This is a genomic window from Shewanella sp. SW32 (assembly GCF_025653365.1).
GTDB lineage: Bacteria > Pseudomonadota > Gammaproteobacteria > Enterobacterales > Shewanellaceae > Shewanella > Shewanella oncorhynchi.
Map to the genome: position 1 here is coordinate 74,482 of NZ_JAKKSJ010000009.1, position 24,773 is coordinate 99,254.

The 24,773-nt window shown below is 44.7% G+C and carries 17 protein-coding genes; 14 read left to right on the forward strand and 3 right to left on the reverse strand.

Annotated elements, in window-relative coordinates; all coding sequences use genetic code 11:
• The first annotated feature begins 453 nt into the window (after positions 1-453).
• The 4 genes from L5M28_RS07055 (at position 454) to L5M28_RS07070 (ending at position 6,795) form a co-directional block, all read left to right on the forward strand.
• Positions 454-2,082 carry a glucan biosynthesis protein G gene (locus L5M28_RS07055; RefSeq protein ID WP_263202852.1) on the forward strand — a complete coding sequence of 543 codons (1,629 nt, stop codon included), beginning with the start codon at positions 454-456 and terminating at the stop codon, positions 2,080-2,082.
• A 23-nt stretch (positions 2,083-2,105) separates the two neighbouring features.
• The gene (gene mdoH, locus L5M28_RS07060) at positions 2,106-4,289 is read left to right on the forward strand and encodes a glucans biosynthesis glucosyltransferase MdoH (protein ID WP_105252289.1); all 2,184 of its coding nucleotides are present in this window, start codon (positions 2,106-2,108) and stop codon (positions 4,287-4,289) included.
• A 324-nt stretch (positions 4,290-4,613) separates the two neighbouring features.
• Positions 4,614-6,092 (forward strand): L,D-transpeptidase family protein, encoded by a 1,479-nt coding sequence (locus L5M28_RS07065; protein WP_411569175.1) that lies wholly within the window; start codon positions 4,614-4,616, stop codon positions 6,090-6,092.
• A 154-nt stretch (positions 6,093-6,246) separates the two neighbouring features.
• Positions 6,247-6,795 (forward strand): DUF882 domain-containing protein, encoded by a 549-nt coding sequence (locus L5M28_RS07070; protein WP_028760165.1) that lies wholly within the window; start codon positions 6,247-6,249, stop codon positions 6,793-6,795.
• Here L5M28_RS07070 and L5M28_RS07075 read toward each other — a convergent pair.
• Positions 6,746-7,177 (reverse strand): hypothetical protein, encoded by a 432-nt coding sequence (locus L5M28_RS07075; protein ID WP_028760164.1) that lies wholly within the window; start codon positions 7,175-7,177, stop codon positions 6,746-6,748. The two genes, L5M28_RS07070 and L5M28_RS07075, sit on opposite strands and share 50 nt — an antisense overlap.
• A 303-nt stretch (positions 7,178-7,480) precedes the next feature.
• Here L5M28_RS07075 and rplY point away from each other — a divergent pair, with 303 nt between their 5' ends.
• Complete coding sequence (gene rplY / locus L5M28_RS07080; RefSeq protein ID WP_028760163.1) at positions 7,481-7,768, forward strand: 50S ribosomal protein L25; 288 nt, start codon at positions 7,481-7,483, stop codon at positions 7,766-7,768.
• A 191-nt stretch (positions 7,769-7,959) separates the two neighbouring features.
• Here the strand turns inward: rplY and L5M28_RS07085 are convergent, their stop codons facing one another.
• Positions 7,960-11,949, reverse strand: a complete 3,990-nt coding sequence (locus tag L5M28_RS07085; RefSeq protein WP_263202856.1) for a translocation/assembly module TamB domain-containing protein — start codon at positions 11,947-11,949, stop codon at positions 7,960-7,962.
• Complete coding sequence (locus tag L5M28_RS07090; RefSeq protein WP_263202857.1) at positions 11,946-13,796, reverse strand: autotransporter assembly complex protein TamA; 1,851 nt, start codon at positions 13,794-13,796, stop codon at positions 11,946-11,948. Before L5M28_RS07090 ends, L5M28_RS07085 begins: the two co-directional genes overlap by 4 nt.
• 120 nt (positions 13,797-13,916) lie before the next feature.
• On the opposite strand from L5M28_RS07090, the gene L5M28_RS07095 reads away from it, so the two are divergent.
• From L5M28_RS07095 to kdpB, 9 genes are all read left to right on the forward strand, one after another.
• Positions 13,917-14,948, forward strand: coding sequence for an isoaspartyl peptidase/L-asparaginase family protein (locus L5M28_RS07095; protein ID WP_263202859.1), 1,032 nt, complete (start codon positions 13,917-13,919; stop codon positions 14,946-14,948).
• A gap of 387 nt (positions 14,949-15,335) precedes the next feature.
• The gene (locus L5M28_RS07100) at positions 15,336-16,340 is read left to right on the forward strand and encodes an isopenicillin N synthase family dioxygenase (protein WP_263202861.1); all 1,005 of its coding nucleotides are present in this window, start codon (positions 15,336-15,338) and stop codon (positions 16,338-16,340) included.
• A gap of 18 nt (positions 16,341-16,358) precedes the next feature.
• Positions 16,359-17,519 carry a trans-sulfuration enzyme family protein gene (locus tag L5M28_RS07105; protein ID WP_263202863.1) on the forward strand — a complete coding sequence of 387 codons (1,161 nt, stop codon included), beginning with the start codon at positions 16,359-16,361 and terminating at the stop codon, positions 17,517-17,519.
• Positions 17,520-17,806: 287 nt separating this feature from the next.
• Positions 17,807-18,166 (forward strand): DUF4118 domain-containing protein, encoded by a 360-nt coding sequence (locus tag L5M28_RS24205; RefSeq protein WP_411569176.1) that lies wholly within the window; start codon positions 17,807-17,809, stop codon positions 18,164-18,166.
• A gap of 12 nt (positions 18,167-18,178) precedes the next feature.
• The gene (locus tag L5M28_RS07110; protein WP_049821715.1) at positions 18,179-19,660 is read left to right on the forward strand and encodes a TrkH family potassium uptake protein; all 1,482 of its coding nucleotides are present in this window, start codon (positions 18,179-18,181) and stop codon (positions 19,658-19,660) included.
• A 52-nt stretch (positions 19,661-19,712) separates the two neighbouring features.
• Complete coding sequence (locus L5M28_RS07115) at positions 19,713-20,711, forward strand: FAD:protein FMN transferase (protein WP_263202864.1); 999 nt, start codon at positions 19,713-19,715, stop codon at positions 20,709-20,711.
• 225 nt (positions 20,712-20,936) lie between these two features.
• Entirely contained in the window at positions 20,937-21,017 is an 81-nt protein-coding gene (locus L5M28_RS24210) for a potassium-transporting ATPase subunit F (protein ID WP_105252297.1), read from the forward strand.
• 8 nt (positions 21,018-21,025) lie between these two features.
• Complete coding sequence (kdpA, locus tag L5M28_RS07120) at positions 21,026-22,750, forward strand: potassium-transporting ATPase subunit KdpA (RefSeq protein WP_131525162.1); 1,725 nt, start codon at positions 21,026-21,028, stop codon at positions 22,748-22,750.
• Positions 22,751-22,752: 2 nt separating this feature from the next.
• Positions 22,753-24,771 carry a potassium-transporting ATPase subunit KdpB gene (gene kdpB, locus L5M28_RS07125; RefSeq protein WP_131525163.1) on the forward strand — a complete coding sequence of 673 codons (2,019 nt, stop codon included), beginning with the start codon at positions 22,753-22,755 and terminating at the stop codon, positions 24,769-24,771.
• Positions 24,772-24,773: the final 2 nt, after the last annotated feature.

Consider the following 24,773-nt stretch of genomic DNA (forward strand, 5'->3'; position numbering starts at 1 on the left):
AGTGACATCAGCTCAGTTGTTTTGATACATTTAAGCGGGTAAAATTTTGAATTTTCCTGCTGTCTTAGTGTTAATCCTTAGGCTTACTAACAGATTGATTCGCTTATTGTGATATTTCATCTAAGATCATCAACACTTAGTTGAGGCGTAAAAAGACTCATTTTACTTTCAATAATGTAGCATTTGGATCACTTAATTTGTTTTTGTAACTTTGAAAACAGAAATAAGCATGATAATGTTATTTTAATATTCATTTTTGGTATAAGCTTATTCTCAAATAGTATTGTGTAGAAGGGGTTAACTGCATCTTTATTTATGAGTTTTTTTCTCCTTCTGATATCTTTCGCGATATGTAAGCAACTGTTTTTTTTCATCCCTAAATCAGAGTGAAAAAAATTCACTGTATACATAAAAAACATTGATTTCTTAGTTTATTTTTTAGGTTACCTATCTATGGTTAGCTTGTTGCGTTGCCCATCGTCCAAACCTTATTCGTCACTCATATGTTCACTGACGCTAGGCGCTGTAGTCGCCCTGTCTTGTGTCGCGTACGCTGAAGAGACAAAACCCGCCGAGGCAGTTCCTGTGGTTACTCCACCGAAAGTGATTTCTCAGCCCAGTACAAAAAATCAAATCAGATTCACTAAGACAGGCGCTTTTGATAGCGAAACTGTCGTGAAGATTGCAAAACGTTTGGCAGCGAAACCTTATGTGACCCTCAAAGATCCTTTGCCAGCTGGCCTTGCTAAACTGTCATACGATGAATACAGAGATATTCGTTTTAACCCGACTGCGTCTATTTGGCGTGATCAGGGCGTGCCATTTCAAATGCAAATGTTCCACCGTGGTTTCTATTTTCAAGATCTGATCGAGATTGCGATTGTAGAAGGTCAGAATGCAACGCACTTAGCCTATGAGCCTAAATATTTCACCGCGGGTGAAGTGATTACTCAAGCGCTACCAAATGATGACATTGGCTACTCAGGATTCCGTATTCATAACCAACTGAATACGAACGGTGTATTTGACGAGCTTATGGTATTCCAAGGTGCGAGTTATTTCCGCGCTTTAGGTAAAGGTAACGCCTATGGCTTATCTTCCCGTGGTTTGGCGTTAAAAACGGCTGACGCTGAAGGGGAAGAATTCCCGATATTTCGCGCCTTCTGGGTTGAGCGTCCACACAATGACAGCAACTTGATTGTTGTGCATGCCTTGTTAGATAGCCCAAGCGTAGCAGGTGCCTATACTTTCTCTGTCCGTCCCGGTGATAACACCTTGATTGATGTAGAAGCGACACTGTTTCCTCGTGTTGAGCTGAGCAAAGTCGGTTTAGCACCAAGCACTAGCATGTTCTTACATTCACTCAATGGTCGTCACGACACCGATGATTTTAGACCTGAAGTACATGATTCTGATGGTTTATTGATGTTAAATGGTCGTGGTGAGCATTTATGGCGCCCATTAGCTAATCCACGTCAGTTACAAGTCAGTGCGTTTTCTGACAACTCGCCTCAGGGATTTGGTCTGATCCAACGTGAGCGTGACTATGCGTCATATCAAGATTTAGAAGCCCATTACGAACGTCGCCCAAGCCTATGGATTGAGCCTGTGGGTAATTGGGGGCAAGGTTCAGTGGTGTTGACTGAAATTCCGACAGAGTCTGAAATTCATGACAACATTGTTAGTTATTGGAAACCACGTCAGCCTATTCCTGCTGGCGGTGAATTTCATTTTGCCTATCGCATGAGTTGGGGTGAAGAACCTGCTGCGAAAGTCGGTGCCGTACATATTTCTCGCTCTGCCAGTGGTCGTGCCGATATTGCTAAGGCGACTCCAAGACGTTTATTTGTGGTCGACTATCAAGTTGAAGGGCCGATGACAGATGAAATGCCAGTCGCTAAAGTTGAAGCTTCTGGTGGTGTGGTCACGAACGTGGTGATTGCCCGTAATGCCGCTAAAAATGGCTATCGCTTAGCTTTTGAATTAGAGCCAGAAGATAAAGATCTTATCGAACTGCGCGCTGAACTTAAGTTCCCAACTCCTCGTCAGGTTGAAACCTGGCTCTATCGCTGGACGCTGTAAGGTTCATGACGGAGCAACATGATATGACTGTATCCGATAACTCGGTACTCGAGACGGAAGTCCTCGTGGGTGGTAGTGCTATGCCAAATGAACGGCCTGGCGCTATGGAACCCCAAAATTTAAGTAAGATGCCAGAGGGATTCCCTCGCCGTAGCACTGTGGCTGATGGGGTACGCTCGCGTACCTACCGTCGTGTGTTTGTGGTGGGTGGGGCTTTATTATTATCTTTGTTTGCTATCTATGAAATGGGGGCGGTATTTAGTATTGGCGGAATTACTCCTCTGGAATATTTAGTGCTAGTGCTGTTTGCGGTTAACTTCTGTTGGATTGCTTTGGCGTTTTGTAGTGGTATTGCAGGTTTTTTAATTTTACTGCGAAAACCGCGGGCAAAAGATTTGCAAGTGACTGAACTGCATACGCGCACCGCGATTTTGATGCCGACCTATAATGAATCTCCTGATAGGGTATTCTCGGCGGTTTCAGTGATGGCTGAAACCTTGTCGCAAACGGGTCATGGTCATGCTTTTGATTGGTTTATCTTAAGTGATACTACCGATCCCGATATTGCTTTGCTCGAAGAGCAGGCGTTTCTGGTGTTACGTCAAGAAACCCATAAGCATTCGCGGGTGTATTACCGTCGCCGTCGTAAAAACGTCGCCCGTAAAGCGGGTAACGTAGCCGATTTTTGCCGTCGTTGGGGGTCGCGTTATGATCACTTGTTAGTGCTTGATGCCGACAGTTTGATGGAGTCTTCAACCATCACTGGCTTAGCTCAGCGCATGCAGGCCGATCCTGATGCGGGCTTGATCCAAACGATTCCGTCGTTGATCAATGGCACCACTTTAATGGCCCGTTTACAGCAATTTGCGGCGCGTATTTATGGTCCCGTAATTGGTACCGGGTTAGGCTGGTGGGTACAAAAAGAAGGTAACTTCTGGGGCCACAACGCCATTATCCGCACCGAAGCATTTATGACCGCGGCGGGATTACCTAACCTTAAGGGTAAGCCACCTTTTGGTGGTCATATCATGAGCCATGACTTTGTTGAAGCTGCGCTGATCCGCCGTGCGGGCTGGAGTGTAGTCATTGCCTATGACTTACCGGGTTCATACGAAGAATGTCCACCGTCGATTATCGACTTAGCCGTGCGTGATCGTCGCTGGTGCCAAGGTAACTTGCAGCATTCGCGTATTTTGCCGACTAAAGGTTTGCACTGGGTAAGCCGTTTACATTTACTGACGGGTATCATGGCTTATTTGTCATCTCCTTTCTGGTTGATGTTGATTTTGACTGGTTTGATGTTAGCCCTGCAGGCACACTTTATTCGACCTGAATATTTCACCGATCAATTTTCACTGTTCCCGACTTGGCCCATCATGGACTCGGATAGGGCATTAAGATTGTTCTACATTACTATGGGGGTTTTGTTTGGCCCTAAAGTATTTGGTGTCTTGTTGCTGCTTAAAGACGGTGAGTTTGCTCGCAGTGTTGGTGGTCGAATTAAAGCGATATTCAGTGTGATCTTTGAGGTCATACTTTCAGCGCTGATTGCACCTATCATGATGTTTATCCATTGTGGTGCTGTGATGTCAATTCTGATGGGACGTGACAGTGGTTGGTCGCCGCAACGTCGTGATGACGGCAGTATGCCTTGGATGACGTTAATCTATCGTCACCGCTGGCATATGCTGGCAGGTGTGATGTTAGGTTATGCGGCTATTTTGGATTCTTTGACTTTGTTAGCTTGGATGAGTCCGGCGTTGATCGGTCTGTGGATTGCTGTGCCTATTTCGGCATGGACAGGTTCAGTTAAAATTGGCGAAGTGTTCAAGCGTGCTGGTATTCTTGCAACACCAGAAGAACGTAACCCTGCGCAAATTTGTCTGCAAGCGCAAGAGGCGCGCGCCGCTTACCAAAGACACATTGCTGAGCCTTGGACGTTAGCACAGGTACTTAAAGACCCTGCGTTGATGGAATTGCATTTAGCCATGGTGGATAAACAGCCTTTGCGTGCTGCGGGTACACCAATTGAAGCGATGGAAGCCATAGTGCATGTGAAGGTGCATGAAGCTCGTTGTCAACAGAGCGCATTAGCTTTACTCAATCGTCAAGAAATGGCGATGGTGTTGGCAAATCCTTTGATGTTACGTAGCCTACAGAAATTACCAGAGCAATTTGTCGAAGAAGATCTCGTGTCTTTTTGCTAACGAGCACTTGCTCAGCATATTTATGCGAGTTTGTTTGATATCAATGCCACTGACGACCTCAGTGGCATTTTTCTTTTCGTTATCTGGAGTTAACCCCTAGTAATTAATTGATCTCCATGGAATAGTCATATCATAGTGTTGTTGATTGATATAACCGCTGGCTCTCAGGTGACCTTAAAAATAGCTAAGGGAGTATTTATGATATTGAAAAAGATCATTCGCTATTTGCCCCCATCCATGCGTGTAACGCTAAACGTGAGAGAACTCAAATTGATAGAGCAGGAGTTCAACATCGCGAACTTGAAAGCATTGCAGATTAACCCGATGCCGACGAGGCGTAATCTAGCGCAACTATTACTCAGCCTTTTTTTCTGTATTCCAATAATTTTAGTGCCAAAGGTAGGTGCAGCTGATGGCGCTCAATCCTTGACATCAAATTCGAGTATTGCTGCGCAGCCAAATCTTGAGGGTGAAGCTGAAGATCTTACTGCTGTGCTGCCGCTTGCGGCCTTAGTGCCACAGGTGTTGCTATTGGATCTCGCAGGCGTTAATCCAGTATTTGGCCAGCATTATCGTGACTTAACACTTTCTCCTAATACCTTATCTACTGCTGATTTAGTACGAATCCAAGCTGATGTTACTGGTTACTGGCATTATGTGATGACATCCGCAGAATGTAACAACGCTGGAGCCCCAGAGACGGTTTCATCCGTTATTCCAGTGGATCCCCAATATCAAAGGGTTCTTAAGCAAATCGCCCATTTAGTGCAATTGGACACAATTGAACCATGGGAAACTTTAGTGCTAGATGAAAAGCTAACCTTAGGAATGAGTCATCAAATCGTTGATACCATAGCAAAGCGTGTGTGGATATTGGGAGACTTAGCCACTGAGCCTAGAGTGAATCAAGTTTATACCGAAGAACTTATGATTGGCATTAAGCGCTTTCAGCAAAAGCATGGGTTAAAACAGGACGGGGTGATAGGTAAGCAGACCTTATTTTGGGTGAACCAATCGCCAAGGGCGAGGGCGGTACTATTAGCTAAAAACACTATTCGACAAAGAGTGTTTGAACGTAAATTAGAGCCGAGTTATTTGCTGATTAATGTGCCCGCTTTTGAGATGACGTTGGTCGATAATGGTACGCCAGTGTTAAGTTCCAAGGTCATTGTGGGTAAATCTTCTCGGCAAACACCGATTTTGGACAGTCTGATTTCTAGCGTGGTGCTTAACCCTAGTTGGCGAGTGCCTAGCAGCATTTTACGGCGGGACATTCTGCCGCAAATTCAGCGAAATGGTCATTATCTTAATGAACGTCAATTTGATGTGTACGATTATAACGGTCAACGGGTGCAACGCATGCCAGAGGAATGGCAGGCATTAGCCAGCGCTTCGTTTCCCTATCAGCTTGTACAACGCCCTGGGGCGAAAAATGCATTAGGTAAATATAAGTTTCACTTTGATAACAGTTTCAGTGTCTATTTACATGGAACTTCTGAGCCAAGTCTCTTTAAAAAGGACGATAGGGCACTATCATCTGGCTGTATTCGTATTGAAAAAGCCTCTGAATTAGCCCAGTGGTTTAAAGAACATTTAGTGAAAGACAAACGTTTATGGGACAAGTTAGCCCCTGGTATTACTCAACCCCAGTGGTTTTCACTTTCCGAAAAGTTGCCCGTGCATCTGGTTTACTGGACTGCATGGTTAGACGATAGTGGGCAGGATCAATACCGTCGCGACATTTATGATTTGGAACCTGAGCTGACGAATGCTGTGCCTGCCACGGTTTTGGAACAACATTAACGTTTTTGTGCTGTAAAGCTGAGCAAGATAAGCATCTGAACTCGCTTGGCATTTTGAAATCCTGCTCAGAAGGGGGTTGGCAAAACTTGATCTTAGGGCTTATTCAGTATAATTTGCCTTACTAGTGACCAAAAAGCATACAAAAGGTGATCATGTGACTTTAATATGTCCTGCCCGTAGGCAGTTATTGTTAGGCCTTAGTGGTGTGGCATTATGTTCCTTTATTCCCTCAAAAGCGGTTGCCAGCCGTTCAACCAAAGGGATCCGCGAGTTAAGTTTGTTTAATCGTCATACTGGCGAGCGCGATGACGGTAGTTACTGGGTAGATGGTCATTATCAGAGCAAGGTGTTAGACAATTTTAATCATTTGCTGCGGGATCATCGTCAGAATGTGGCAGCACCTATGGATAAGCGCTTATTTGATTTACTCCACTCGCTCAAAACAACCTTGAATACCAACGATGAAATCCATGTGATTTCCGGTTATCGTTCACCCAAAACCAATGCCATGCTCGTGAGCCACAGTGGCGGAGTTGCTAAGAAGAGTTATCACATGCGCGGCATGGCGATGGACATAGCGATCCCTAGCGTTAAACTAAAAACCCTCAGAGAAGCGGCTTTATCCCTGAAACTCGGTGGTGTGGGTTATTATCCTAATTCTGGTTTTGTGCACGTCGATTGTGGTCCGGTAAGGCACTGGTAGCAATGATCTGTTGTTGGATCTGCTGATAAAAATCTTGTTCCAAAGCTTGCGATTCGATCAAGTAATGTCTGAGCAGCGGGATAAATTGTTGATTGAGTTTGTTCATTTCTCTATGTTGTTGCCAATCACAGATCAATAGGCTGAGACGTTGTGAAAATTGATATTGTCTTTGCCTCTGCGACTCAATATCGACGGACTCAATAATTTGCATAAGTAAGATCAAGCTGCGGTTTTTTTGTTGGGTGCAGGCAAGCAATTCTAAGAATTTTAATTCGAGGGTATTTTGCTGATAAGGAACAGTTTCGATAAGAGAGACGAGTTCACGGGCCAGTTGGCATGAAAGTCTATTTTCTTGTTGTAACTGGTATAGCGCATGACGCATTTTTTGACACAGCAGTTATCGAAATTTGCCCGAGCTTAACAGGCTTCTCAATTTCCCAGTGTGATCTAGATCTCGTGTTTTTTGTTTGAGATCAAAGCCTTTTCTCTGCCGTAACAGCCAAGATACAAGTTCCTCAATTTTATAAATAGCGGTCTGTTTTGCTAACGCTGACGCCGATAAATAGAGGGCTTGCGGTATTCTTGTGCGCTTTGGGTATCTATGTTAGTATTCGCGCGCTTTATATGAGCCGTCATTGGTCGAAAATGCCGGCAACTTTTTACTCTAAATTTAAGTGAGAAACACATGTCTTACACTATCCAAGCACAAACCCGCACTGAAATAGGGAAAGGTTCGAGCCGCCGCCTACGCCATGCTGGTAAAGTACCTGCTGTTATTTATGGCCAAGGCAAAGAGCCAGTTTCTATTGTTTTTGATCACAAAGATATCATTAACATTCAAGCGAATGCTGACTTCTACACTTCTACTCTGACTATCGTTGTTGATGGCAAAGAAGTGGGTGTTCGTGCACAAGCTATGCAACGCCACGTGTTCAAGCCAATCATTGAACATGTTGACTTCGTTTACGCTTAATTGTCGTAACTGAAGCAAAAAGCGCCTAAGGGCGCTTTTTTTGTGGCTAATTTTTAGTTGTTTGTATTTATGGGTAGACACTTAGGCTTTACCCAAACAACCTCAACATACTGTAACCCGTATTTTGAGATTGTTTGGCTAGAGTGATTGGATGCTAATTTTGTAGTGTCAATATCTTGGTATTCATATGGTTACTTGATATTGAAGTTGTAATAGATATCAAGTGATTGGCCTAAAGTGCCTGACACGGTTTCTAGATAGAGTTGTGAGAGCAAGTAATACCTGACGGTCATTTCGTAACCAGGGTTAAATACACCTACTCCGTATTTCACCATTAAGTTATCGCCGATAAAGCCACTGATCGCAACACGCCCTTCATCATTAGTGTCGAGTTGCACGTTAGAGAAACCAAACTCTTCAATGAGTCCTGTCGCGGTATTCCCTAGGTTGTTAATTGCGCCACCGCCCACTTGTGAGCCTAAACCGAGTGCCGCGCCCATCATCAGCGAGTTATTTTGCTCATTGTTGGCGCTGTTAAAGCCACTGCCTTTGATAATGTAAGACAAGATTTCGGCCTGCTCTTTGGCGGGATTGGAAAATAAGGTCACCACTGGGCGTGATGGCGTGCCTGTGACGCGTACACCTGCCACTAAGTCCTCAGTCTTAATTTCCCGTATCGCTTCAATATTCAGGTTTGGTAATGACGTTGGCCCCACAAATTGCACTTCACCAGTGCGGATTTTTAGGGTTTGGCCCATAAACTTGTAGCTACCTTGATTGACTTTGATATTACCGAAGAGCAAAGGAGGACGGAAAGCTTGCTGCTGTAGCTTTAAGGTCCCTTGGAGTTTACCTTTGAGACCCATACCATCAATTCTGAGTTCGTTCCCCACACTGATATTCAGATCTGCAACGATGGCGTAGGGGCTAGTTTTAGGCTGAGTGGCGGCAATGGAGTCGTCAAATACCACGTCTTCGGAGGCTGCGACACCGCCTTCCGCTAATGGCACAATTTTAATGTTGCCAGAAGGCACCGCTATTTTTCCTTTTACTGCCAGTTGCTTACTGTTGAAGGTTAAGTTGATCTCGGGGGAGACATCGAGAATAGCCAGTGGCGGTTGGATCACGGCGAGCTTATCGCCTTCGAGGGCTAACTCGCCACTAAATTGACCTTGGGGCCATTGCAGTTGACCATTCACTCTGCCTAAACCATTGCCCATCATCCAGCGTCCCTTAAGCTGCGCTTGTTGACCCGCAAATGACATCGACATGTCAATTTTGTCGATTAATGTTGGGTTTGCAGTTAGGGCTAAGGCGCCCTCAGTTAAGGCCATGCTCCCCGATACTTCGGGCGCATCTAGACTACCCGCAAAGTTAAGTTGACTCGTTAGCAAACCTTGCACTGTATTTAATTGAGGGAAAAACTCCCCAAGTGGCTGCAAGTTGATTTGCTTGATATTGGCATAACCTGACAGAGTGCGATCAGGTGTGACATTGACGTTAATCTCACTCTGCCAACTGGCCACGCCTTCTGATTCAAAATCTAAAACCGTCGCCAGCCGTTTTGCATCTAAGGTCGCTTTTAATGATAGGTTTTGGTAATTAATGGTGACTTCACGATTTTTATCCCGTTTGAGCATAATGCTGCCGGGAGCAAAATCAAAGTTCACATCGGCAGTAGGCTTACGGCCAGCAGCCCATGCAACATTGGCTAATAGCGATGCAGGGCCGTTCCAACGCATATTTGTTGGTAATATTGGGATAAGTAATTGCCCTGGATTACCTGAGTAGCTCACCTGTGCGCTGCCTTTTTTACCTATTGGTGTATTACTGTTTAGGCAGATACGGCTATTGGGATTCATGAGGCAAAAGGGCGTAATGCTGCCTTGATTCTTGATTTGGTCCCAAGCCAGATTAATGGTGTTATCGAGCTGCCATAGGCCTACGGGCGTGTTGAGATTTAAACGATCAACATCGAGCTGTAGTCGTGACTTCTTCACATCGTATTGGCTGCTCATCGTTGCATCGAGCCCAAGATCGCCCGTGGCGTTGAGAGTGAGTTTTTGAGCGTTAATGGTACCTTTCGCCCCGAGTGTCACTGTATCTAAATTTTGTTCTGCAATCTGCAAGGTTTTTGATTTTAGCGAGATAGCAAACTCATGTTGATCTAGCGGCTTGTAATAGGCCTTTAAATTAGATTCCTGCAGTTTAATGTTTTGATAGTAAAGTTCTGCCAGCTGCGCTGTAAGCTCGACCTGAGGATGTTTCTCGTCACCAGTGACATTGATCTGCGCTTGTAGTTGGCCGCTGGCCTTAGGTAACCATAGGCCAAAGTCGGGCACTTGTAATTCACCTTGGAGATCCCAATTGGCATTGGCTTCGCCTTTGAGTGCCAGAGTTGAACCTAGTACTTTGGCGTTCAGCCCCTTAGCACTGACATACAGGGAGTCATTCACACTGATATCCCCTGTAATATCGAAGGGATAACCTTGCAAAGTGCCAGTGAGCTCAGTATCGCTCAGGGATACTTGCCAACGGGGGTCTGCAAATGAGCCTTTAGTGCGTAATTTTCCTGAAATCAAACTGTCCGGTAAACCCGTTGTACTTTGCGCTGTATCCGTTTGTGGCAGCTGTATTTCTTGTAATTTGACGTCATTGATCCAGAGATTGGCGTTCCAGCTAATGGCTTTTTGATAATCGAATTCGCCTGTGAGTTTGACCTTACCAATCGCGCCCATTACATCAAGGTTATTGATGGTTAACTTAGCATCTTGATGTTGGATTTCAGTGTCTATGTCGAGCACTTTGTGAAAGGGTGTGATCAGTTGGCCAGTAAGACTCGCCTCTTGCCGATTGAGGTCACCTTGGCTATCGAGTGTGGCATCGCTTACCGAGTATTCAGGGTTCTTCAGTGGCCACTGTAGCCGTGTTTGTTCAAGTTTCACCTTGTAGGGCAGGCTAGGGTCTTGCAGTGTTATTTGGCCATCTAGCGTAAAGTCGGCATCGCCCTTGGCGACGGCATTCACCTGAAGTTGCCCTAAACTTTGGCTCAGCTTTAACGTTAATACTTGATGAGTGAGATCTGGCAATTCGACTAGTTGGTTAAGGGTGAGATTTGCCTCTAAATCGAGTGGATAATCTTTATCAAGTGTTAGGCTGCCTGTGATATCGACGCTGCCATCGGTGTGGCTGATGGCGAGATGGTCTAAGGTCAATTGGTATTCACGGAAACTGCCTTGTAGTTCTGCATGGCCAAAAACATCTTTACGATCGCCGATTTGCAGTGTGGTGTTGTCTAACGTTAGGGCATTGACTGTCACAGGGAAAGGCATAAATACTTGTGGCAATTGTGCTAAAGCCCATTCAGCCTCTTTTGTTAGCGACGGACTGGCCGATGGTGTAGGTGTAGTATTCGTAGCAGTGCTGGGATTTGCTGCATTCGTTACCGCTGCCGTGCTAGTTTGTGTTGCTACATCGGTTGATGCAGGGATCAGTATGAATAATCCTTCGCTGGATAGCTGTTTAACCGACAAACCTTCGGTAAACCATTGTGCTTCTGCGTTAAGACGATTAGCGGTAAATTGCATATCATCCACTTGGATATTAACGCCATTGAGTTCAGCAGAATCTAAAACAATATCAAAGGGTAATAGGAGCTCGCTGGGTTCTTCATCAAGTGGCGCGACTGGCGCTTCGTTTGAGTCTGCAGAAAGCGCTAGGGTATCAATAGTGACATTGACTTTAGCCGCAGATAAGCTATTCACGCATAAGCGTTTTTGTAGCAAACAGGCGGGTTGCCACAGTAAATGCAGATCCTCAAGTTGCACGTTCATTCCGGCCATAGACCAAGCCGCGTGAGATAGGGCTAAGTCTTTGTTAATGGAACCAGAGGTATAAGTCAGTTCAAGATCGGGTACAAATTGATCGGCTAAACCCACGGTAATGCGCGAGCCAAATTCAGTGCCGAGTAATAGGGCGATTAACACTAAAAGCCCTAATGGCACATAGATAATAATCCGAGTCCAGAGTTTGAACTGCCACCACAGTCTTTGAATGAATGACACCGATGGGGTGACAGAGGTCACTATGGTTTCAGTGGCCTCGGCTTCATTGACTTCAGTGATGGGATTATCAACGATATCTTGTTCGCTTGGCTTATTATGCTCTGGGGGCTGGCTCATAGATCTGTCCCCATGGTTAGGTGAATTCGCCATGATCTTTCAATGGTCTCAGTTTCTTTCAATCCGACCCCTAAATCTAATTTGATTGGACCAATCGGGGAGATCCAATGGATACCGCCACCGACAGAGACGACAGGTTCAAATTGATTATTATCGAAGGCGTTACCCGCATCGATAAATGTGCCGACCCGCCAAGTGGGGGTCACATAATATTGATATTCCAAACTACCAACCATTAAATAGCGGCCACCGATAACCTCGCGATTGGTTTTTCCATCGTCAGCAACATAGTCTAAATAGGGGCCGAGTTCTTGATAACCATAACCGCGGACACTCTGATCGCCACCGGCAAAATAGCGAAGTGATGGTGGGATAGAGGCAAGATCATTTTCGTTAGCTAAGTTGGCTGCTAAATCAATACGAGCGACGATTCTGTGGTTATCGAAGAAGGTATCAATCCATTTAAATTTAGCTTGCAAGCGGGCTAGGCGGGTTTGTGATCCTAAATAGGGATCGGCATAGTCTAGGCTGTAAATTTGTCTAAACCCGGATTTAGGATCCAGTGAGTTATCTCCCCGGCTAGTCCGAGAAAAGTTAATTCCTGCCAGATAAAACGACGGCATATAATCGACGTCAGACTGGGTATATTCTTCGCGTATGGCCTCCAACGAATAACTCATTAGCCATTGATTTTCTAGTCTTTGCTGACGTAATAGTCCCAGAAGGTACTTAGTCGACTCGAGCTGGCCTGTGTTACTAAAATCACGATTCTCGGCATCATATACTTGAGTCACACCGTATTTGTCCCGCAGTAAACCGAGGCGGATCTTCAATTGATCGTCTAAGGGATGTGTGAGCGGAATCGTATAAGTGGTTAATAACTTTGGTCTATCGGGCGACCATTCGAGACTGGTTTCTTGGGAATGCCCGTATTTATTGATTTGTGGTGTACGCCAAGTCACACGCACCCTCGGATCAAAGGCTTGATCTGTTTTGCCAATATCACCACCAAAACCGAGTTCAATTGCGTGACTTGCCTTAGGCGTTAATTCGACTCGCATTGGAATATGGTTATCTTCGACGTTATCGATTTGCGGGATCACTTTGATATTGGCGAAATAACCAGTATCTAATAACTGACGATTCAAGGCGCTTACACGGCGAGTTGAGTATGAAGCACCTTCTTTAAAGGGGATAAGATCCTCTAATATATCGGGTTCTAAGTTATGGCCATCGAAACTGACTTGGCCAAATCGGTAACGTTTACCTGAATCAAAATGCAAACTTACCTGTGCGGTATTAATATCGCGGTTAACTTTAATTTGTGATTCAGTAAATTCGCCATCGAAGTAACCTCGTGCCAAGGCTAAGGTGACGAGTTGCGATTTTACGTCGCTGTAAACACCGTGATTTAACACATCGCCGGGTTTAATGTTGACCTTTGCGAGCCATTGATCGAAGGCTCGGTCATCAAGCATTTCACCACTAAAATTAATATCGACCCACTGAACAATGGTTGGCTCGCCGGGGCTGATTTCAAGTTTTAATTCCCACGGTCCCTTGTCATGCTCAATCAGCTTCTCTTCTACTTCACCGTGATAGTAGCCCATGGATTCTAAGGCGGTGCTGATATTGTCATCGACATTAAACAAAAAGGCACGGCGCTGCACCTCAGATTCAGGTAAAGCGCCTAAGTGAGCAACTATGTTGCTTCGAAGCGCTTCATTCACGCCTGTAACAGATAATTTGATAAAATCATCTGCTGCCGCGACTGATGTGACTGAAATCAGACTCAGAAACAAGCAAAGACGAATGTAATGTGAGGTGATTTGCAAAAATGGCTGCACTTTATAGTCCCTGTGATTTGGCATCATTGTCGCCAGAATAAAACCAACAGGCAAGGAGATGATTGAAATTACACGATGAAATGGTTACAAAGGACGCTACTTTTTAAGGGGATGTAAAGAATGAAAACAAAATTAGCCACCTTTAGTTTAATTATTTCGGGCCTACTTTTTATGTCACATAACACCTTTGCCAATGATAAACCGTTCGCCATTGCGATCCATGGCGGTGCGGGGACGATTTCTAAAGCTAATCTCACCCCTGAACAACGCCAAGCCTACAAAGATAAGTTAAAGGAAGCGGTCGATAAAGGCTCAAAAGTCTTAGAGGAGGGCGGTGACAGCTTAGTGGCAGTACAAACCGCAATTAATATCCTTGAAAATAGTGCTCTGTTTAATGCTGGTATAGGCGCGGTTTATACCTATGACGGCGGACATGAATTAGATGCCGCCATTATGGATGGCAAAACCATGAATGCCGGCGCTGTCGCTGGAGTGCGTCATATTGCCAATCCAATTGACTTAGCCTTGGCCGTGATGAATAAATCTGAGCACGTGATGCTCTCGGGCGCAGGAGCAGAAGAATTTGCACTGACTCAAGGTTTTACTTTAGTGCCAAATCATCATTTTGATACAGACGAGCGTTATCAGCAATTACTCGATGCACGGCAAAAACTGCAAGCTGCGGCTAAATCTGAACAAGTTGCTAATGTTGAGATGAAGGACCTCGATTACAAATTTGGTACCGTTGGTGCTGTCGCCTTAGATAAAAAGGGTAACTTAGCTGCAGGTACATCGACCGGTGGTATGACGGCAAAACGCTTTGGTCGTATCGGTGACTCTCCTGTCATCGGTGCTGGCACTTATGCTGAAAACGGTGTTTGTGCCGTATCGGCAACGGGTCATGGTGAATTCTTTATCCGTTACCTCGTCGCGGGGGATATTTGTGCCAAGGTGAAATATCAGCAAAAATCTATCATTCAGGCTGCAGATGAAGTTATTAATCAACGTCTTATCACTGCTGGCGGTTCAGGGGGTGTGATTGCAGTCGATCAGCGTGGCAATATTGCTACGCCATTTAATACCGAAGGTATGTACCGCGCCACCCGTAGTAATGGTGAGCCAGCCCAAGTGCTGATTTGGCATGATCAATAATGTCATTGGTAGAAGTATCTAGGTTTATAACTGACATGACTTAGAAACGTTAAAACTTCGAAACCTTAAAAAGCGAGTGCCGCAAAAGTGGACTCGCTTTTATTTTTATATCTTAATTTTACTAATATCTTGAAAAGTAACTAGATAAATATCATTAAGCAGTATGGCTTATGATGTTTATCTGAGTGGTGCGGTTTGAGTTGGCCTAATAATTAGCGCTGTTTTAACCTTTGAAATTCAAATCTAGCAGTATAGAAGCCTAGATGTCCATATATCCAAATGATCTATTATTACCGTTTAATATATCAAATAGTTATTAATTCATTATCCATCGACCCATAAAGGCATAGAATCCGGCTCAGACAATGCATTAAATGGGAGTCATTGATGGAACAATTACCGATATTGAATTTAAGTGATTGGCATGCCGGTGGACAACGTCGTTACGCTTTTATTACTAAGCTTGCTGATGCTGCTAGAAGAATAGGGTTTTTCTATCTCACCGGCCACGGCATTGAGCTTGCTAGACAGCAGCAAGTACTTCAGTTAGCGGCAGATTTCTTTGCGCTGCCCGTCGTAGATAAACTTGCGGTGAAAATGGCTAATACACCGCATTTTCGCGGTTATACCCGTTTGCAAGGTGAATTGACCTTAGGGAAACCGGACTTGCGGGAACAGTTTGATATCATGCAAGAAGAAGTGGCTAACCCTCAGCAGTCTGATATGCCTATATGGTGGCAGCTACAGGGGCCTAATCAATGGCCGTCACAATTACCACAGATGAAATCGACTTTATTGGCATGGCAACAGGATTTAGCCGATATCAGTGTCACACTATTGAGGGCTTTAGCTGTTGCGCTAGAGCAGCCAGAAAGCGCCTTTGATGCCACGATTGAAGCGGGTCCTTATCAGCATATGAAGCTTATTCGCTATCCCGGCGCGGATGGACAGACTTCAGGCCAAGGCGTTGGGGCACACAAAGATCCTGGCTATTTGACCTTAGTGCTGCAAGATAAGCAATCCGGTTTAGAGGTTCAGACTGACAACGGTTGGTTAAGCATACCGCCATTAGAAGACGCCTTTGTGGTGAATATAGGTGAATTACTTGAGTTGGCTTCTAATGGGTATTTAAAGGCAACCAACCATAGGGTGGCAAGCCCGCCTGCTGGGGTCGAGCGCTACTCGTGCGCCTTTTTTATGGCGGCGCAGTTGAATGCGACAGTTCCTTTGTTACCTTTGCCAAAGCATCTGGCGAACAAAGCTCAAGGACCGGCAAGCGATCCATTAAATCCTCTTTTCCACCAAGTGGGCCAGAACGTATTAAAAGGGCGTTTGCGCTCTCATCCCGACGTTGCTCAAGCACATTACGCCTCATTCGCTCATGCCATTTAATGGTTATTAGGATCTATTATGCAATTTAAAACTAAATTACTTCACACCCATTATGCCGCTGATAACTCGACGGGCGCTCTTACAACTCCTATCTATCAAAGTAGCACCTTCGCCTACGGTAGTGCCGAGGATGGTCGAGCCCGTTTTGCAGGTGAGCAACCGGGCTTTATCTACAGTCGCATGGCGAATCCGACAGTGCAGGCGCTTGAATATCAATTAGCACAACTGGAAGGGGCTGATGAAGCACTCGTTGTTGCGAGTGGGATGGCGGCAATCAGCAGTATTTTCTATGCCTTAGCGAGTCAAGGTGATGAAATCGCATTTATCGACCCCGTATACGGTGGCACTGCGGCATTTTTAATCCAAACGTTAACCCGCGCGGGTATTACTGTGCGCCGTTATCAAGATGATGATCATTTATTGGCAGAGATTACCGCCGAAACAAAAATTATTTTATTTGAGCCCATCACCAATCCGACCTTAAAAGTCAGTGACTACCGTAGGGTTAAGCTTGCCGCCGAAAAAGTGGGCGCTATAACCATTTGTGATAATACGTTTTTAACCCCGTATTTATTCAAACCGCTGGAACATGGCATTGATATCGTGATGCACAGTGCCACTAAGTATTTAAGTGGCCATGGCGATTTGATCGCAGGTGTTGTCGCTGGACCTAAGGCATTAATGCAACCTATTCGCACTATAGCGCTTAAACATATCGGCGCCGCGATTGGGCCACAGGAAGCCTATTTATTACAGCGAGGCTTACGTACCTTAGCACTTAGAATGGATGCTCATCTTGCGGGCGCGGCTAAGGTCGCCGCTTTTCTTGCAACCCATCCGAGCGTTGCAAAAGTTTATTACCCAGGGCTAGCAGATGATCAAGGTCATCAAGTTCTGAGTGAAACCATCAACGCCTTTGGCGGTATGGTGAGTATTGAGCTCGAAGGCGGTTTTAACCGAGCGGCGCAGTTTTTAGATCATTTGAACTTGTTTACTCAAGCGGTCAGTTTAGGTGACTTAGAAAGCCTTGCCTGTCATCCAGCAAGTACCACCCATGCCGCTATGGATGCCGCGAGTCGGCTAGCTTCAGGGGTGAATGACAACCTGATTAGATTGAGCATTGGCGTCGAAGATCCTCAAGATTTGATTGCCGATCTTGAGCAAGCCTTAGCCATTTAAGCATATTGATACTAGCCATCCCCAGTTAAATTGATTGGGGATTTCAAAAGTATAATGTTATTAATTTCGTCGATCTAAAGTTAATCTCCGTATTTTTTTACGTTTTTTTTACGCGTCAGAATTGTTTTCGTCTGTTAAAGTGAAAATCTGTATGACATAACGACTTACATTTTGATGGACAAACTAAGTGTTTTTAAACTCTCTGTTAGGTTGAGCTTTATTTCTGAGTGCCTACTCGCTATTTGCTTATATCTACCATCTTGGAGGGTGTCATCTAAAGCATTCTTATTGTACTCCAACTCGTTGTCGTTATGATTACACTTCAATGTTGTTTTCAATATGCGTATATGGCTGCATTTTTTGAAGATATTCGTGTTCATTTTTTATTTAACGCTCCTTATTATTCCCTCCCAATGATAGATGTGGCTGTTTTTATCAATCTAATCACTTTTATTGTCATAGTGATTGTCGCGACGATAAGTCAACTTGCAGTCCACATTAGACGACAACAAAGAGTATTAGGGGAAGATCTATTTCGTAACCTAACTCTGTTATCGATTGCACATGATTTTAGAACAGGACATGAGCGCTCGTATTTTATGATACCTAATAAATTATTCATTAAGTCTTTCACGATAAATATCTAAAGGTGAGTTGGAATGATTGCAGTCAGTGGAATACAGAAATCTAGCTCTCGATTTCATACCATAATTCATCTATGTAGCTTTTTGATTGTCATATATAGCTTCACCATGTTGATGCCTATCGCTGTTGCATTATTTTATAAAGATGGATATATCACTCCATTTTTAATCACATTCCTTCTTTCGCTTTTTATTGGTGTGGTCGGTTGGAAGATGACAAGTGAGGAAAATAAAAATCTGCAAAAACGTGATGGCTTCATGGTCGCTTGTTTATTTTGGCTGATATTTTCCTTAATGAGTGCATTACCTTTTCTTCTTGATAGACGATTGGACTTGAGTTTAACCGATGCCATGTTTGAAGGTGTGTCTGGCATTACGACGACTGGAGCCTCGATTTTTTCAGATATTGATGAACTACCTAAATCGATTTTATTTTATCGAGCACAGCTTAATTTCCTCGGTGGGTTAGGGATAATTGTTTTGGCCGTTGCAATTATGCCATTTCTTGGTATTGGTGGCGCAAAATTATATCAGTCTGAGATGCCAGGTCCCATGAAAGAGGAAAAGATGACGCCTCGCCTTGCGGATACGGCTCGAAATTTATGGGGGCTTTATAGCGTACTTGCCTTAGGTTGTGCAGTTGCTTATAAACTTGCAGGAATGAATTGGTTTAATGCCATATGTCATAGTCTATCTACCGTTTCATTGGGTGGGTTTTCTACACATAGTGACAGCTTAGGATATTATAACAGTGCTGCAATTGAGCTTGTGGGTGGTGTGTTTTCAATACTTGCAGCAATCAATTTCGCCTTATACTACATAGTGTTAGTTCGGCGAAGCTTCAAGCCTATTTGGTATAATGCGGAGGTTCGATTTTTTATTCTCATATTATCTATCGTTGTTGGGATCGCTTGTTTAGAGCTGAATCGTACTCAAACTTTTGATATTAAAGATTCATTGGTACATGGATTTTTTCAAACAGTTTCAGTTATGACGGACAATGGATTAGGCTCTGCAGGTTATCCTAATTGGCCCAGTCATATTGTGCTTTTATTATTAGGTGCGAGCTTTTTTGGTGGATGCTTTGGTTCTACTTGTGGCGGTATTAAAGCTGTCAGATTTTTACTTTTGTACCGTCAAGGGATCCGAGAAATTCATCAATTGGTTCATCCTAATGCCATTTTAACGACAAAGATCAGTGGCCAAGTTGTTTCAGACAGAGTCATTCGTTCAGTATGGGGATTATTTTTCCTGTACATATTTTTTACTTGCGTTTTTGTATGGGGATTGGTCGCCATTGGACATGATTTTGCCACCGCCTTTGGAACCGTCGCCGCGTGCATTAATAATATGGGGATTGGTTATGGTGACACTGCATCTGGATTTGGCACGTTAAAAGATGCGGCTAAATGGCTGATGTGTGTCGCTATGCTTTTTGGGCGATTAGAAATATTTCCTGTACTCATTATTTTCTCACGGGCATTCTGGCGATTTTAATTTTAAGTGTATTTTATGGTTAATTTGTCGAATTGACTGGGAGGGGCAGTAAATGAAATGGTTATTGAGATGTATATTACTCATTATGCTAGTAGGGTGTCAGAAATCGCCAGTGTATACCAAGTTAGAAGGCCTTGCGCAGGGAACGAGTTGGCATGTGACATTTTGGAGTAAAGACAAGATAAATAGTACAGAGATAAACCGCGAGATTGAGCGGCAATTGGCAGAAATAGATCTTCATATGTCTACTTATCGTTCAGATTCGGTGATTTCTCGTTTTAATAGTATGCACTTAGCTATGGCGGTCGGAGATGATATTTTAGGGCTTATAGGGATAGCCAAGGAGGTCACTTCAAAAACGGAGGGTTGTTATGATTTGACCATTAAACCATTATTCGATTTGTGGGGATTTACCTATAATCAATTAACTATTCCTACAGAAAATGCACTTCAACAGACATTAACCTATGTTGGCTTACATCATTTAAGTATTGATAATCAAATGTTAACTAAAGATTTTCCAGAGGTACATCTTGATTTATCTTCGATTGGACAGGGATATAGCGTAGGCAAAGTTGCAGATGTGCTAAAGCGATACAATATCGATAATTATTTGGTAGAGATTGGCGGTGAAATGGTCGTACACGGCAGTAAGCTCGACGGTTCTGCTTGGAAAATCGCGATTGAAAAACCGCTGCCAGAACAGCGAATAATGCAAAAGGTTCTGCTTATTAATTTCCCTCAAGCTATCATGACATCGGGTACATATCGTCATTATTTTGATCATTTAGGGCAGCGCTATTCACATATTATTGATGCGCGAACCGGTAAACCCGTAACCCATAACACAGTATCTGTAACTGTATTGGCAACGGATCCGGCTAGAGCAGATGCTTGGTCTACAGCGCTATTATGTTTAGGAAGTCAAGAAGGATTAGTCGTTGCTAATCAGAATGATATAAAAGCATTATTTATTGATGACAATAAAGGTGTACTTAAAGAGATTAAGACTGATAGCTATAATAAAATGAAAAATATAGAGCTTAATTAATCTACAATATCATCGCTTGGTCATGTGTTAATGCCAGTTAGTATTTCTAGCTGGCATTTTTATTTTACTTTTATAGCTAATGCCATGGTTTATTGTGGCCTTATTTGCCACTGATTATGATGATTTTTACGTATTCTTTACGGGATTAGTCATTTGAACTCTAGAGACTTTACGCGGTTAATTCATATATTTGTCCTGTTACTCACTTTCTTAAGGACAAATTATATGGACTGGATATTTCTAATACTTTCCATAGCACTTTTCATCTACTTAGCAGTGGCAATGTTTGCCCCTAATAAGTTTTAGGAGTCGTTATGTTTGAAATTACCCTTATTTTTACTACTGCGCTTGGGCTCGCATGGCTGTTGGGATCCTATATGACAGGGGTTTTCTCTGGTCAGTCCCATTTTTCAGATCGTTTATTTAATCCCATTGAAAAGTGGATTTATCGGGCTATAGGCGTAAATGCCCATTCGGGGATGACATGGAAATCCTATGGTGCGGCGTTTCTTATCAGCAACTTGGTACTTGGCATTTTGGCGTTTCTTATCCTTAAATTCCAACATGTGTTACCGCTTAACCCCGATGGCATAGGACCATTATCTTGGGATCTGGCTTTGCACACTGCGGTGTCATTCCTCACCAATACCAATCAACAGCACTATTCCGGGCAGGCTCAGCTCAGTTATCTATCCCAAGGATTTGTAATTGTCACGCTGCAATTTGTCACTCCAGCCATGGCGCTGGCGGTTTGTGTGGCGATTTTGCGGGGAATGTTAGGCGGGTTGAATAATGACAGCGCCAAAGAGGGCGAGGCTCGAAATCTGGGTAACTATTATGTTGACCTAGTGCGCGGTGTACTCAGACTTATGCTGCCATTAGCCGCTATTGTTGCGCTGTTACTGACTTGGCAAGGCGTACCGAGTAGTTTTGACGGTGCGCAAAAAGTGAACACCTTAGATTCTGCATCACCTATCACTGAGCAGGTCGTTCCGATTGGCCCCGTTGCATCTATGGTGGCCATTAAGCAGTTAGGTACTAATGGCGGGGGCTGGTATGGCCCCAACAGTAGTAACCCGCTAGAAAACCCAACGCCAGTCAGTAATGCCATCGAAACCATAGCCTTAGTGCTGATCCCTATGGCCGTCGTCTTTATGGCTGGCGGAATGCTAAGACGCAAAAAATTTACCCTGATGGCTTTAGTTGCTATGGGTCTATTGAGCGTCAGTTTTCTGGGGGCGACTGTGTACAGCGAGTTGCAACCCAACGCTGCCTTTGCGGGATTAAGCGCCCAAGGGCCTAATATGGAGGGTAAAGAAGTTCGCTTTGGACCTGAGCTATCGGCGCTATGGGCTTCTTTTACCACACAAACCTCTAACGGTTCGGTCAATGCTATGCACGATTCCTTCAATCCAATCGGGGGATTGATGACGCGATCAGGCATGTTACTTAATGCGATATGGGGCGGTATTGGCTGCGGTTTTGTTAACTTTATCGTTTATGTGTGGATTGCTGTGTTCTTATCGGGATTGATGATTGGCCGTACGCCAGAGATATTTGGTCGTAAACTCGAAACCCGTGAAATCACCCTTTTGGGAAGTCTATTAGTTTTACCTACCTTGTGCGTCTTAGGTTTGACGGCGATCACTGTAGCTATCCCGAGTATTACGGGCAACAGCAACCCCGGCTTTCACGGAATTTCGCAAGTCTTTTACGAATATACCTCCGCTTTTGCTAATAACGGTTCGGGTTTTGAAGGCTTAGGTGATAACACGCCTTGGTGGAATATCAGCTGCGTTATCGCCTTACTGCTTGGTCGATACTTGCCACTGTTTTTACCGCTGGCGATTGCGGGGATGATGTCGAGCAAAAGAGTGAGCCCCGACAGTAACGCGAGCTTGAAGCTCGAGAGTCCCACCTTTTGTTTCACCCTTATTGCTGTGATTTTAATCATTAACTTCCTGTCTTTCTTACCTGCGGCGGTATTAGGGCCTATTGGCGAAGCTTTAGAACTTGCCACTATGAGTCTGGAGAAATAGTCATGCATAAACCTGCTCAAATATTAGATAGCGCCGGCGTGAAGCAAGCTGCCTTCGGTGCTGTAAAGAAAATGTCCTTAGTGAGTATGGCTGGCAACCCAGTGATGTTCGTGGTGATGGTGGGCGCTTTACTCGCCGCTTTGATCACAGGACAAAAGTTCTTCAATGGCGAGACTGTTGGTTTTGAGCTAGCCACGACCCTTATTCTTTTGCTTACCGTGTGGTTTTCTAACTTTGCGGAATCCGTGGCAGAGGCAAGGGGTCGCGGACAAGCGGCCAGCTTAAAGTCAGCGAAAGAGGCACTGCAGGCTCGGCGCATACGCCACGGTGAGTTGGAATCAGTATCCGCAACTTTGCTTGTCAAAGGCGATAAGGTGAAGGTTTTACAGGGGGATTATATTCCTGCCGATGGTGAAATCATTGAAGGGATAGCCACTATCAATGAATCGGCGATTACCGGTGAATCTGCGGCAGTGCTGCGTGAAGCGGGTACAGATCATTCCGGTGTGATTGGCGGCACTAAGGTACTTACGGGTGAAATTACCGTGCTGGTTGCCAACGATCCGGGGAATAGCTTTTTAGATCGTATGATAGGGCTGGTCGAAGGGGCGAAGCGTCAGAAAACACCGAACGAAACGGCGTTGACTGTGCTACTTGCATCATTGACTGCGGTTTTCCTTATCGTGGTGGTGACTTTGCCACCCATGGCGGGTTTCGTCGGTGCAAGCCTTGATTACACTATGTTAATTGCGCTGTTAGTGTGTTTGATCCCAACGACGATTGGTGGCTTGTTACCTGCCATTGGTATTGCAGGCATGAACCGCGCCTTAGCCGCCAATGTGGTCGCTAAATCGGGTAAAGCCGTGGAAGTTGCGGGGGATATCGATACGTTACTGCTGGATAAAACTGGCACTATCACTTTCGGTGATCGTCAAGCGACCGCATTTTTACCGGTGAAAGGCATTGCTGCTGAGATGTTGCGTGATGCGGCGGTGCTGTCTTCCCTCGATGACCCCACCCCAGAAGGGAAATCTGTACTCAAATTGGCCATAGATTTGGGCGCGGTGTTACCCGTCAAACCTACGGATGCGACTTTTATCCCATTTACACCGGAGACTCGGGTTTCTGGGGTTATTTTAACCGATGGTATTCAAGGCATTAAAGGCGCGGGCGATGCGATGCAGTTTTGGGCGCAGCAGCATCAAATTCACTGGCCTGAATCTGTTAACGCGCTTATCCGCAAAGTGGCTTTGCAGGGGGGCACTCCCTTAGTCGTCGCCAGTGGCACGCACATTTTAGGGGTTATAGCCTTAAGTGACGTGATTAAGCCAGGCGTTGCGGAGCGGTTTGCCCGTTTAAGAGCGCTCGGTGTGCGGACCATCATGGTGACTGGGGATAATCCGCTAACGGCTGGCGTGATTGCCGCCGAAGCTGGGGTCGATGATTTTGTAGCTGAAGCTAAACCTGAGGATAAACTTGCCCTTATTCGCGCAGAGCAGGCCAAAGGTCGATTAGTGGCTATGGTGGGGGATGGTACTAACGATGCGCCGGCATTAGCGCAGGCCGATGTAGGTCTTGCGATGAACTCAGGTACCCAAGCCGCTAAAGAAGCTGGCAATATGGTGGACTTGGATTCTGATCCCACTAAATTACTGGCTATCGTTGAAGTCGGGAAACAATTGCTGATCACCCGCGGCGCCTTGACTACATTTTCTCTCTCTAATGATGTGGCTAAGTATTTTGCCATTATTCCAGCGGTATTTGCGGGGGCTTTGCCTGCGATTGGTGCACTGGATCTGATGCAGCTTCACAGCCCAACCTCAGCCGTACTCGCAGCGCTCGTATTTAACGCTCTTATCATTCCGGCCTTAATTCCATTGGCATTAAAAGGCATCAAGCTCAGACCTATAAGTGCCGAAAAATTACTGCGAAATAATATGCTGATTTATGGCTTAGGTGGGGTGATTTTACCCTTTGTCGGCATTAAAGCACTCGACTCAATCATTGCACTTATGCTCTAGGA